This is a genomic window from Psychrobacter sp. NPDC078631, from assembly GCF_050268165.1.
Taxonomy (GTDB): Bacteria; Pseudomonadota; Gammaproteobacteria; order Pseudomonadales; family Moraxellaceae; genus Psychrobacter.
In genome coordinates, this window is record NZ_JBNNGG010000002.1 from 41,575 (window position 1) to 54,623 (window position 13,049).

At 41.6% G+C, this 13,049-nt stretch carries 9 protein-coding genes; 1 reads left to right on the forward strand and 8 read right to left on the reverse strand.

All coding sequences use genetic code 11. The features are described 5' to 3' along the window. Nucleotides 1-293: 293 nt before the first annotated feature. From ACQKCP_RS06300 to ACQKCP_RS06335, 8 genes are all read right to left on the reverse strand, one after another. Nucleotides 294-743: a chemotaxis protein CheX gene (locus ACQKCP_RS06300; protein ID WP_057758429.1), complete on the reverse strand. Its 450-nt coding sequence runs from the start codon at nucleotides 741-743 to the stop codon at nucleotides 294-296. 35 nt (nucleotides 744-778) lie between these two features. Beyond that, the gene (locus tag ACQKCP_RS06305; protein WP_057758427.1) at nucleotides 779-1,228 is read right to left on the reverse strand and encodes a chemotaxis protein CheX; all 450 of its coding nucleotides are present in this window, start codon (nucleotides 1,226-1,228) and stop codon (nucleotides 779-781) included. 30 nt (nucleotides 1,229-1,258) lie between these two features. Next, entirely contained in the window at nucleotides 1,259-1,621 is a 363-nt protein-coding gene (locus ACQKCP_RS06310; protein WP_057758425.1) for a response regulator, read from the reverse strand. A 61-nt stretch (nucleotides 1,622-1,682) separates the two neighbouring features. Continuing rightward, on the reverse strand, nucleotides 1,683-3,863 hold the full coding sequence (locus ACQKCP_RS06315; RefSeq protein WP_427611702.1) for an ATP-binding protein: 2,181 nt from the start codon (nucleotides 3,861-3,863) through the stop codon (nucleotides 1,683-1,685). Nucleotides 3,864-3,875: 12 nt separating this feature from the next. Then, a complete protein-coding gene (locus ACQKCP_RS06320; protein ID WP_427611703.1) occupies nucleotides 3,876-4,745 on the reverse strand; it encodes a substrate-binding periplasmic protein in 870 nt (289 codons plus the stop codon). A gap of 357 nt (nucleotides 4,746-5,102) precedes the next feature. Continuing rightward, nucleotides 5,103-6,362: a multidrug effflux MFS transporter gene (locus tag ACQKCP_RS06325; RefSeq protein WP_191114724.1), complete on the reverse strand. Its 1,260-nt coding sequence runs from the start codon at nucleotides 6,360-6,362 to the stop codon at nucleotides 5,103-5,105. Nucleotides 6,363-6,717: 355 nt separating this feature from the next. Continuing rightward, on the reverse strand, nucleotides 6,718-7,530 hold the full coding sequence (locus ACQKCP_RS06330; RefSeq protein ID WP_134292623.1) for a crotonase/enoyl-CoA hydratase family protein: 813 nt from the start codon (nucleotides 7,528-7,530) through the stop codon (nucleotides 6,718-6,720). Between the two features lie 223 nt (nucleotides 7,531-7,753). Then, nucleotides 7,754-11,371: an ATP-binding protein gene (locus ACQKCP_RS06335; protein ID WP_427611704.1), complete on the reverse strand. Its 3,618-nt coding sequence runs from the start codon at nucleotides 11,369-11,371 to the stop codon at nucleotides 7,754-7,756. Between the two features lie 591 nt (nucleotides 11,372-11,962). On the opposite strand from ACQKCP_RS06335, the gene cysM reads away from it, so the two are divergent. Further along, entirely contained in the window at nucleotides 11,963-12,934 is a 972-nt protein-coding gene (gene cysM / locus ACQKCP_RS06340) for a cysteine synthase CysM (RefSeq protein ID WP_427611705.1), read from the forward strand. Nucleotides 12,935-13,049: the final 115 nt, after the last annotated feature.

A 13,049-nucleotide genomic window follows, 5' to 3' on the forward strand; every position in this document is an offset into this window, starting at 1 on the left:
TTAAAAAAAAGAAGCTATCGCTAGATCGAAGCAAATGCCCAAATCTAAACTATAAAGTGAATTATAAAAAATAGCTGCGCTGTATTTTATCACATAACGTCTTGGAATCTCCAGCAGTTTGTTTGTAGCGTATCAATAAGATAAAAACAAACTATGGCGATAATAAAACAAAAAAAAGCGACACATTTGCATCGCTTTTTTCATGATTGTCTTTTTAATAGCTATTTTTCAAGCAAGGTTAATACCGTCGCTCTTTTATAGTTATCACTCGTTTATAGAGGAGTGACTATAACTTATGCAATGCAAATACCAATGACCGCCTTGTAACCACGCCACGTAAATGGTGTGATATAGCTTTGACGATCTTTAGGTAAATAAGACACGCTTGGCGCACTCTCCACAATGTGCGGCGGAGAGATAATAAACTCTGAACCAAACTCTGTCCGAGCGTTACCTGAGATTGTATTGGCCATTTCACCCAACAAATCTTTCATCATGGTGATTGAAGAGTCAGGCTCGCCCATCACTTTGATGACTTCTCGCAACATCACGCTTGGTGCACTGACATAGACGCAGCCTTCTAAAGGCCCTGATATCTTAATGACACCGCTATAATCAAAGCCAATCGCGCTTTTGTTGTTGTTCAAGTAAGGGGTATCAATTGACACTTCTGAGCCATCGATTTGCGCAAAAAACGCATTGATCGAGCTTAGAAATACACCCAATTTTTCTACTTTAACCATAATATATTAATATCCATCTGTATTACGTGGCAGCATTAATCTTGCAAACAAACCACAATCTCGCCTACTTGAGAATGCCAAGTGATGGGGATGATAAAAGAACGCTCATCGTTCGGCAACACAATACTTTGCGGCGCACCTTTGAACACAAATGGTACAGAGATATGAAACTCTGAGCCAAACTCTTTACGTGCATTACCTGCGATGGTATTAGCCACTTCCCCAGCCAGATCTACATAGTTCTCTTCACTTTTATCGGTTTCGCCCATGCTGTCTAATATTGAAGACAGCAAGTCACGCGTCGCCGAAAAATACACCACGCCTTTTTGGCCACCAGATATACCAATCACGCCCGTATAATCGTGGACTTTTGGCTGTTTGTTTTCTAGTAAGTAAGGGGTATCAGCAATTAGCTCTTCTCCCCCAAATTGGTCAAAATAATTACTAATAATACTTAAAAAAATCTGTAGCTTTTGCTCTTTCATAATGACATCTGCTTTGGTCGATGAATGGTATTAGTCTTGCATCAGCTCATACAAAGACTCTACAAGCTCCTCTTCTGAAAAAGGCTTGCACAAAAATCCGCTAGCACCTAACGACAGTGCTTCAATGCCGGTGGCTTTGTCCGATAACGCTGATACCACTAAAATGCGTACTTCAGGATCGATCGCGATGATTTTTTCAATACACTCTAGCCCATCCATTTGTGGCATGGTTAGGTCCATAGTGATCACATCAGGACGATGGACATTGAACTTTTCGATGGCTTGAACACCGCTAGTCGCTGTCGCAACTAACATGAATTTTCCTGAATCGTATGCGCGCTGAATACGGTTTCTAATAATATTTGAATCATCAACAATCATTAACTTATGCATAACTTATCTACTACCTTTAATGAAGTGCTTGTCGTCCCTGACAATATAATTACTATTTTGATTAAGCTTTAGGTAAAGTAATGACAAACCGTGTCATCTGACCTAGTTCGCTATTTACGTTAAGCTTGCCATCATACTCTTTTACTTTTGCTTTGATGATATCAAGTCCGACACCGCGACCACCGTCTTCATCTGCATGCTCTTTGGTAGAGAATCCAGAAGAGAACAGCTGTTTGAGCAAGTCACCTTTGCTAAGCTGATTTGCCTCTTCCGTACCGAAACGACCTTCTTCAATCAGTTTATTACGGATGTTGTCATAGTTGATACCTTGTCCATCGTCTTGCACAACCAGCATAAAGTTTGAACCGTTGTCTTGCACTTCCAAGTCAATAGTCCCAACGTCAGTTTTGCCAGTAGTATGACGCACACTTGGCGACTCGATACCATGGACTACCGCATTACGCAGCAACTGAATACTGATTTCTTTGATTGGCTTTGCCAGATTTTCCGGAATGCTGGTTTGGGTTAGCGTCGTACTTTTTAGCTGTACTTGCTTGCCCTGTCTTGCAGCAATCTCTTTTGTAAATTCATTGTAGAAAGACAATAAATCGTCATCTGCTTCATTGTCTAAGTCGATATCTAGCCCACCATCAAAGTCAGCATTGCTAGCTGCATGGTCTGCTACTGGACTTTGAGTAGCAATTGGCGCTTGTACGGTTGACGACTTAGCTGCTGTCGGTGCTGAGCGGTTGATACGCTCACCCAACGTCGCAATCGTGTTCGATAAGCTAAGCAAATCATCCAAATGTACTGCCAATGGTAAGAAATCATTACCAGACAACTGACCTTGGTTTTGCAATGCATGTAACTTGTCTTCAGCATCAGAAGCAATCTTCGTAAAGCTGTGTAGTTTTAGTGCTGATGCTTCACCTTTTAAGCTATGCATTTCACGATAAATAGCTTTTAATTTGCCTTCAAGCTCGTATTGTGAGCTACCAGGATTTTTCAAGATGTTATTAATCTTCTCGATATGCGCTTGGGTATTACCAATAAACTCATTAATAATCTTCGGATTTACATTCAAGATAGTCGTTAACATCTCAATCTGCATATCGTTTTGCGAACGCTCTTTTTCTAGGCGCTGTTCTAAGTAGACTGCATCTGATACATCATTCACGTTGACCAAAATACGAGCAATGTCTTTATTGTCATAAACACGTGAGAATTTAAAATCCAAGAAGCGATTATCAAGACTCTTGTCTTCAGACAGGTTATGCAGCATAACCTTATTTAACGGGTTAAGTGAATCTACCAGTTTTTCTTTAACGCGAGGGTTATAGAGCTGCTCAATGAATTGCTGTGTGGTCTTGAGGTCTTTATCAGAGATACGACCACGCAAGACATTGGTAAAGTTTTCCCCTGCCAAGCTATCAGAGCCGATGATATTGTTCAGCGCTCGAGAATGCTGTTGACCAATATTCAAGTCTTTATCCAGTAGGAAAAGACCCGTATTCACTGTTTCCATAATTTCTTGCGTTTCTTGGCGAGCGGCAAGTGCTTCAGCATCCGTCTCACGTAGACGACGTACAAAGAAGAATACGAAGATTAGAAAGTAGGTAAAGATAGCGGCAACACCAAGTACCTGAATAAGACGAATGGTAGTTGCTTGACGTTCTGCACTATTAAATACATCTTTTGTCAGACTATCTAAAGAATCGTTAATAAACAAACTTGATGTTTTAGCCTGCTCAACTGCTTGAGTCAATTCATCAGCAGAAGGCACCATAACGTTATCAGCATCTTTTAAGTATGCTTGAATTTTGGGCTCTAGCGCTTTCCATTGCTCATTGGCAGCGGCGATGTTGGTTTGTGCGTTGCTATCAATTTTTGGTAAATCGTAGCTATTACCTTCTTCATCTGTGATCGTGCCACCTTGCTCAATCGCTGCAATAGAGTTGGTAATCAACGTTGTGTTTTGCTCTAAACGACTTAATGCTCGTTGTATGTGTGGAGACTTAGTATCCTCACCATAACTGCTGTCCAAGTCGAAAAGATCTTTAATTACCGCCTGTGCACTGTTTGCAACTTGGTTGGTTTGGTCAATTAAAGCGGTGTTTCTTTCTAATAAGTTTGAGGTATAAAACGTGAACGCTAGCAAAGCACCGATTAGAGATAAAAATAGTGCAATTGAAATAATCAGACCTTGATAGCGCTTATTGTCGACATTAGGTACGGTTGCCATCTTCAGAATTCCTTAGTTCACTTGCTTAGTATTAGTATCAGAATCACTCTTTTCAGCAGTCTCTGCTGCGCCTAACCAACGATTCTCAATCTCTTTAAACGTTCCTTTTTGTTTGAGCTTTGCAATACCTTCATCCACTTTACGAATTAAGTCATTATTGCCTTTCGCCATCAAAATAACCTGCTGTGCTGATGGGTTGTCTTCGCCCTCATAAGCGACGATAGTAACGTCATACTCTGGATGGTTTTTCGCGGTGAACTGTAGGATCGGTAAGTCATGCAAAATGACATCGACTTTGTCCTGCATCAAATCTTCAAATAATAAATAAGCAGTGCTTCGAGTCGTCAGTTCGCTATATTTACCCATCGCTCTGAGCTGGTCTTCTTGCTTTGAGCCTTCCATTGCTGCAACATGCATGCCTTGCAAATCGTCTATACGATTGATTTTCAAGTCAGTGTTTTTGTACATAATTGATGATGGGTTAAAGAAATAAGGAGCAGAAAGACCATATTTGACAGCGCGGTCATCTTTATAAGAAATACCTGAGATGGCTAGATCACGTCCACCAGACTCTACTGTGTCAAACATGTTCTGCCAAGTTTCCTTGTAGAACTCGACTTTGAAACCTTGTTCTTCACCGATAGCACGAATTGAATCAATATCAATACCTTGCATATTGCCATAGTCATCTTGAAACGAGAACGGTGGCATCGTGCCTGTTGTAGCCACCTTTATGGTTGGCGCTGTATCAGGTAACTTACTTACAAAGCTATCTGTGTTTTCCTTTACTGGTGCGTTTGCATTTTCTTGAGTAGCAGAATTACTACAGCCAAATAGGCCAACACTCAACAAAATCGGTAACGCTCTATATAACTGCTTCATAATCTATCCTTGAAACCTAACGTTGTTTTACATTTTAATTAATTGACAATCTAGCAAGGTTAAGCAATGTCTATACATATTCACTTACAGAAAGTTACGTTAGATAATACTTACCTAATTTTACGATTGCAATAATTATGTTTGGTCATCATCTACTAGTAGTTATATATATCAAATTATGCATATAATTCTGAACAACATATACTCGTTTATAATCAATAAATTCCATCATATAAAACGCCTATAAAATTTAATTTGGCTTTGAATAAAAATAAATAAAACGCACAAAAAAGCACTCATACGCTGTGAGCGCATGAGTGCTTTTTAAAATACAGTTAACTTAAAATAGAAACGCTGTTACTCTGCATCGTCCAAATTTAGATTACGATCAATTTTCCAAATCAGGAAAGAACCGAAACTCATTAGTGAGAATAGGGCAATACCAACTTTGAGAACTGGGTTGACTGGAAACAAGTTCAATAATAAACCGCCGAATATACCGACTGAAAACATCAGCGAGCCTTGTAGTGCGCTTGCCATACCAGCACGGCGTTTCTGAAAGGCGAGCGCAATTGCAGAAGCATTGGGCTGGGTTAGACCCAATCCTGCGATACAAAAGAAAATACAAGCCAGCACTAGTGGTAACCAAGCATCCGTCCCTAAAAGCAAGCCAATCACGAATAGCAAACCCGCAGAGATAACCTGCATCATTGCCCCAAAGCGTAAAATACTTAGTATTCGAAAGCGATTGGTAAGCCATTGGTTCAGCTGAGTCAAACCTACAAAACCTGCCGCATTCATTCCGAATAACCAAGCGAAATGTGTCGCTGAGACGCCATAAGTATCCATAATTAGCTCTGAAGCCGAGCTGATATAGACAAACATTGCTCCCATTAACAATCCGCCACCAATTGCTGGATAGTTAAAAGTCGGGTCTTTTAATAAATCCCAATATTGACTGAGCACTTCTCTTGCAGGGCGTACGTTACGATTTTCCTCGGTTAAAGTTTCAAAAAAGAAAAACTTAGTCAGTAGCAAGTTTAGAGCGCCAAATGCAGCTAAGAACCAAAAGATAGAGTGCCAATCAAAAAACTGTAAGAATAGCGCGCCAAGCGATGGTGCCAATATGGGTGCTAAGCCCATCACTAAAATCATGATGGAAAAAGCTTTTGCCGTTTGTTTGGCAGTGAGGCGATCTCGAATTGCAGCACGAGTAACTACTGCACCGACGCACGCGCCCAGTGCTTGTAAGGTCCGGCCTGCAAAAAGCACGTACTCATTATCAGTAGTCGCACAAAGAATAGAAGCGATAACGTATAACGTCATACCTATATATAAAGGTTTGACACGGCCGACACGGTCACTGAATGGGCCGTAAAATAGCTGCCCAAATACCAAACCTAAAAAGTATGCAGGAACGGAGTTGGCCATAAAGGCCGTTGAAACACCGAAATCATCGGCCATCGATGGCAATGCTGGCAGATACATATCAATCGATAATGGGCCTACCGCAACCATCAGCCCAAGCATCATAATCCATGCAACAGGCAAATCAGCAGAGCGCACTCGCTCAGAAGCGATAGGTTTGTTTGGAAGGGAGGGTTTTGAAGCAGACATATTTAGACCGTTTTATATAGTGGCTATTATTTTTAATATTTTATTTTTCGACGTTTAATTGCTTGCACATGTTGTTAGGTAGGCTTTTGTCATTTTACTGGCTTATCCAATAATCAAAATAGATACCTTTAACAACAATAGTGCATCTTTACCCACATCGGTGCAAGCAGACAATGCTATATCGTGCTATCTGCTTACATTTCAATGGCCGTAAGATAATGGTGAAACAACCGTTAACAATTAAAACCCATCAAAGTAATTTATCAAAATATGTCTGGTTTTCTTAGGTAGCAATTTCTTTTATCAGAATGAATCAAACGAAAATAACACTAGAAAATTTACTGATAGCAAAAATTTAGCGGAATTGACGTTTGCCAAATAAGGTGCTGGCCTGCTTTGCTTTTCTGAGGGCAAGCTTACGATTACGACCAAGCATCATTTTAAGCTGCCATGCTTTTTCTTTATATAAAGTCTTCGCAGGTTGATCATACATCGCATTTATCACGCGTTTACTTGCTAGTACCGCATCAGGAGAGCGCTCTGCGAATTCGGCAGCAAGCTTTTGTGCTTGTTCAAGAGGCGCTTCACTACAATGACTAATCAAGCCTAACTCTTTGCCTTCATTAGCATCGATGATACGAGCGCTCATGGCGAGTTCTTTTAGAGTATCTTCTCGTAGAACCCCAAATGCTGATTGGGTCAGTCCCATATCTGGCACTAGGCCCCACTTAGCTTCCATAATAGATAACTGACAATCAGGGTGACTGACACGTATGTCACAAGCCAACGCCAACTGCAACCCAGCGCCGATACAATACCCTTCCAATACTGCTATGACAGGTACTGGTAGATCACGCCATACCAAGCACACCCGTTGGAACGCACTTTGCCATGGCTTAATCAACTCCCAAAGCGCAAATGCTGTATTCTTTGGATGATTTAAGTCCCCTAAGTCGATCCCTGCACAAAACGTCCCCTCTGCCCCATTTAGAATGACTGCGCGTATGGTTCTGTCCTTGCTAATACGACCTGCCAGCTTAATCAGCTCATTGATTACCTGAAAGCTCATGGCATTTTTTTTATGTGGACGATTTAAGGTAACCGTCAGTATGTTGTCTGTAATACTAACTTGTAAGGTCTCATACTGGTAACTTGCAATCGCGTTCATAACAATCCTTATTAATGAATAAAATAAATATGGTGCTGATATTCACAATATTAGCAGGCTTGTCTTTGTTGTACCGTAGTAATAACTGACTGCCACGATACTACTGTCAGTTTCATATACAGCAGATATAGAGTGTTTAGTTGATAGCGATAAGCAAATCCAACAAAATTACCTATCGCTCTCTGAATCTGAATGATTCTGACCTTCTTTCCTCATATTCAACTTATATCATTTTCCACGTCATGTCATTTTCGCTCAAGCGATGATAATTAAGCTGCGGATAAGAAGATAAATCCACCTTTTGCAAGTTGTCTAGCGCCGTTAATAATGCCTCATAATAAGGCTCAATCATTGCAAATTGCACAGGTGTCGTATGCTGTACATTCAGCAGACACTTATCTTCCAAATCTTGGCTAGCCTGACGCAATTGTGGTACACCCGTATATCGACTACCGCCCAATATACGATGGGCAATTTGTGCCAACATGTTACGATCATGAGCTTCCCATGCCTGAATAAGCGCCTGTTTTTCATCATTGATAGTATCGATCATCATGATAATAAGCTTGGCCGCCAATTCAGGTTTGTTCGCTGAACGAGTGAGCGCATCTTGCCAATCTAAAATGTTTGAGGTATCACTTTTGCTGATATTGTTGTTACTAAGGTCATTATTAATTTGCTCATGTAAAGTCGTATTATCGTGAGCTGTTCTATCTTGAAAGCTTTGGTCTTGAGGGCTTTTATCTTGAGAGTTGTCGATAGATTTTTCTGGTGATTGTAGTAGTGGCGACTGACCTTGTTTTTGTAGACGTAAGCTCTCATAGCGTGGCTGAATATCACGCGCAGTATCTCGTCTATAGTTTTCACGAGGCTGGCTATCGCGCAGATAGTCATCACGAATTTTTTTCAGGGATAGTGGACGGGTAATTTTCGGCTCGCTACTGACAGAAGTACTGTTACGATCTACCCCGTCTCCTCTTATTATTGGATAAGTAGCGGTTGGGCTGTCTGAACTGGCTTGAGTCTCTTGCCCATTTACATTGTTAGAGAGCAAGTCATTTGATAAATGATTGTCATTGATTGAGTAACCGCGCAGCGAGTCTATAGCAGTTAGTTCAGCCTCTGATGAGTCGGTATCCTTTACGTTAGCACCTTGTACATTAGCATCTTGTACATTATCACTCTGCAAATCAGGATGCTGTAAGCCAAAGCTTTGCAAATCTGTATCGGGCAGCGCGGTCAATTGTGGTGCGGTACTCTTACGACCAAGCCATTTCTGTAGCACTTGCAATAACTGAGGTTGGCTAATAGGTTTGCCGACATAGTCGTTGATACCGCTGGCTATAAGTTTGTCACGTTCATCTGCCAACCCATGAGCTGTCAGAGCAATAATAGGGATACGACTATCCGCATTTTCGATATTTCGAATCTGCTTGGCCGCCTCATGTCCTGACATACGTGGCATTTGAATATCCATAAATATCAAATCAATATTGTCTTTGTCTTGCGTAGCTGCTTTATCGTCAGCGCTCGTGTCCTCATGATAGAACGCGCTGTTTGTTTTCTTGTTTATCTCATCACGCGTTTCTGCTTTAGAGAGTTGCGTTTTATTCGATAGGCTTTGCTTATCACTCTTGGCAGTTTTGATGTTTTTGGTTTGTTGTTTACTGATAATCTCGATAGCATCAAACCCACTGCTCGCAGTGACTACCTGAATCCCTAGCTCGCTCAATAGAGCATCAAGCACTAGTAAATTAGGCAAATGGTCGTCAACTGCCAGTACCGTGACCCCTTTCCAGCGTGGTTCTTGCAGGCTTTGCGGCGTACTACGGCTTTGAGTATCGAGCATTGCATACAGCTGTCTTTTGTCTAATGGCTCATACAGTATGTTGGCATGATAGCGGTTGAGTAGCGCTTGATCGGCCGCCACTTGATAGCCAAACACAGCAAGCTTGCCTTGATAATGCAGACGAATTTGCTTAAGAAGCGCCATCATATCGTCTTGCGTGTCATCATCAACGATGACCCAATCCCAATAGTTACCATGCTCTTTTAATGACTCAAGTACACCCGGTAATGAGTTGGCTTGAGTCAATTTAATCGGTAAATATTGCAGGCTGGCCTTGAGTACTTGTATCGAAGCGGTATGATTGATCCAAACCAACACATTAAATTCATCGGTCTCGCTCGCCAGTGGCGCTAATACTGGTAATTCAATCGTTTGACCTGTGGCTGCCTCTAGCACATCGACATGGGCTGGCATGCGAAACCAAAAAGTCGCGCCTTGGTTGGCAATATTCTCTTGAGCATTATCATGAAATCCAATATCACCGCCCATCAAGCGTGTTAACTGTTTGGAGATAACCAGACCCAACCCTGTACCGCCATACTGACGTGTGATTGATGGGTCGCCTTGGCTAAAGCTTTGGAACAGCATTTTTTGATCTGCCAGAGAAATACCTTTTCCGCTATCTTGCACGCTAATCATCAGATAATTATCACGGTGGTCATCTAAGCTCACACGCACCACCACATCACCACTATCGGTAAACTTAATGGCATTACCAACGATATTGGTCAATACTTGCTTAAGACGTAACGCATCGCCATTGATACGCATCGGCACATCATTGTAAAAAAGCACCGCCATGCGCAAACCCTTCTCCGCAGAGACAGGAGATAACATATCGACCACATCATAGATAGTGTCGTAAAGGTCAAACTCATGGCGATCCAGCACTAGCTTACCTGCTTCAATCTTAGAAAAATCTAAGACATCATTTACCAAAGCGAGCAGATGTGCTGATGACTTACGTATGGTCTGTACATACAAGTCCTGCTCAGGATTCAGCTCACCGTGACGTGCCAGCAAATTAATGAAACCATCGATACTGTTCAATGGTGTACGCAGTTCATGACTGATATTGGCTAAAAACGCAGATTTTGCTTGGCTGGTTGAAATCGCTGCATCGCGTGCATTTCGAATAGAGATGTTTTGCATCTCCATCTCATCAAATGCCAAACGTAAATCATCCTCAGTCTGCTCGGCATGGTCTTTGAGCTCTTGAAAGCTTCTATGTAAGCGGCGCAATGTTCTGACTAGATCTTGCTGTAATAAATTCAGTTCACCATCTGACTCTACTGGTACAGGTTGGTATAAATTATCGACATGAGTACGTTGCAACTGCAAACGCAGCTCATAAATAGGAGCAATCCAACGTTTCGAATAGATATTTAGGCTCAGTAGTAGAATCAAGATAGTAAACAAGCCTGTAATCACTAATGCCATCGCAATACGGTAGCGTGCAATATAAAGCGGCTCATTATCCATATCGACGAGCAACCACAATGTCTGCCCTTCAAACTCTCCCAATACACTGCCATACGCTGTGCCTACAGGCGTTGGACGTTGTGACAAAAAGCTTGCGGAATCACTGATTAGAGGCCATTCTTCATTGAGACCATAACCGACTGTTGCCAGTATTTGATTGCCTTCATTAATAATAGCAATGCGCTGTACATGCTGCTCGGACTGCATACGTCCAAGCTTATCTTGGATACCTTCTAGCGTCGTCATCGCCGCTTGCTGGGTCCTCTCAGCACTACTCCCTACTTGTTGGCGCTCTTGTTCTAGCAGCTCAGGAATCAGTTCAGCTATGACTGGTGTATAGCGAATAAGTACCGCTTCGGCCAATACTTCTTGCTCCGAGTCGCTCGCACGCATGGTTTCGTGAAATACCAAAATACCGCCTACTGCTGCCAACACACAGATAGGCAAAAACACCAGTATGATCAGCTGACCATAAGCACTACTGGTATCGAAACGTTTTTTATATGCCATGCTAGGTCTACTCTCTACTAAGGTTCTTGCCGTGAATTTTCGTAATGATGTCAGTGTTAATGTTACTTACAGCGCGTCATATCAGAGCATCTGGGTAAGACGCTACTCTTAATGAAGTTATTAATCATTAATAAAGTAACTGATTTTGACGAGGCAACTACTATACAGCTCAAGATTATCTTAACAGGATTCTATAAGTTCTGGTTAGGCATTCCATGTGATGAACAACGTTGTAATTAAAGTGCCAACCACTCTATGTTAAAGAGAATATGGCTTTAAGCAATGGTCCTACTTTTGCAATCTTCAACGTAACATTGACATTGACCTGATATAGTGACTATTAATCCTTGATGCGATAAGCGCAGCTGAAAACAAAATGATATAATAAAGCCACTTTTTATTTACCACAATATATCGCTCATAGTCATAACATATGAGAGCGCACTCTAATGCCTTTCGTTTTTAGCTCGCTTATCACCGTAAACCTATATACCAAGCGACTGTCTAAAATTATGATCAAACAATAAAAACAGCGCTTCCATCAAAAACAAGCAACTAAAAACATATTTAAAAAATATAAAAGGATACTTTATGTCCACTACGGCCATGTCAAATGCTAACTTTATTACTCAAATCACTACCCTCGCTGATTGCGTTGGTCAAACGCCACTGGTAAAACTTCAACGTCTGCCTGAGCAAGAGCACATTGCCAATGGCGCCACAGTATTAGCTAAGCTTGAAGGTAATAATCCAGCGGGTTCCGTAAAAGATCGTCCTGCTTTTAATATGATTTATCAAGCAGAACAACGCGGTGATATCAAGCCTGGTGATATGTTGATTGAAGCCACTAGTGGCAATACTGGTATTGCATTAGCCATGGTCGCTGCGATGCGTGGCTACCCGATAACATTGCTGATGCCGACCAACTCTACCCAAGAGCGTAAAGATGCCATGATTGCTTATGGCGCAACGCTGATTGAAGTAGACGAAGGTATGGAAGCTGCGCGTGATTTGGCATTGCAGATGCAAGCAGATGGCAAAGGGGTTGTATTGGATCAGTTTAATAATCCTGATAATAGCCAAGCACATTACCTGACTACAGGCCCTGAGCTATGGGCACAGACCGAAGGTAAAATTACGCATTTTATTAGCTCGATGGGCACGACAGGTACGATTACCGGTGTATCACGCTACCTAAAAGAGCAAAATCCAGACGTCAAAATCATCGGCCTACAGCCTGACGAAGAAGCCTCTATTGCTGGCATTCGCCGTTGGCCTGCTGCTTATATGCCAGGTATTTTTGATGCAGATTTGATTGATGAAGTGATGGATATCGATCAGCGTATTGCTGAAGTCTATATGCGTAAATTAGCGAAAACTGAAGGTATTTTTGCGGGAGTATCTTCGGGCGCAGCTGCATGGGCAGCGACCCAAGTGGCAAAAGCAAATCCTAATGCTGTTATTGCCTTTATTGTCTGCGATCGTGGCGATCGTTATTTGTCAACAGGTTTATATAACGTTGACGATAGTAATACGGATAACAGCAGCGCAGAAGTTAATTAATGCATAAGAAATACCATTTAGTATCGTTAATTTAAAAGAAGTGCAAAGCGACCAAGTGCAGATGTAAACGTAATACTTCAAGCAATGCTAACGCTGTTATTCTTTTATAATGAAT

What these genes read in the sequence shown, in the direction of transcription:
- ACQKCP_RS06300 (WP_057758429.1), bottom strand. Translation starts at nt 743, where the DNA reads ATGGTTAAAGTAGAAAAATTGGGTGTATTTCTAAGCTCGATCAATGCG.
- ACQKCP_RS06305 (WP_057758427.1), bottom strand. Translation starts at nt 1,228, where the DNA reads ATGAAAGAGCAAAAGCTACAGATTTTTTTAAGTATTATTAGTAATTAT.
- ACQKCP_RS06310 (WP_057758425.1), bottom strand. Translation starts at nt 1,621, where the DNA reads ATGCATAAGTTAATGATTGTTGATGATTCAAATATTATTAGAAACCGT.
- ACQKCP_RS06315 (WP_427611702.1), bottom strand. Translation starts at nt 3,863, where the DNA reads ATGGCAACCGTACCTAATGTCGACAATAAGCGCTATCAAGGTCTGATT.
- ACQKCP_RS06320 (WP_427611703.1), bottom strand. Translation starts at nt 4,745, where the DNA reads ATGAAGCAGTTATATAGAGCGTTACCGATTTTGTTGAGTGTTGGCCTA.
- ACQKCP_RS06325 (WP_191114724.1), bottom strand. Translation starts at nt 6,362, where the DNA reads ATGTCTGCTTCAAAACCCTCCCTTCCAAACAAACCTATCGCTTCTGAG.
- ACQKCP_RS06330 (WP_134292623.1), bottom strand. Translation starts at nt 7,530, where the DNA reads ATGAACGCGATTGCAAGTTACCAGTATGAGACCTTACAAGTTAGTATT.
- ACQKCP_RS06335 (WP_427611704.1), bottom strand. Translation starts at nt 11,371, where the DNA reads ATGGCATATAAAAAACGTTTCGATACCAGTAGTGCTTATGGTCAGCTG.
- cysM (WP_427611705.1), top strand. Translation starts at nt 11,963, where the DNA reads ATGTCCACTACGGCCATGTCAAATGCTAACTTTATTACTCAAATCACT.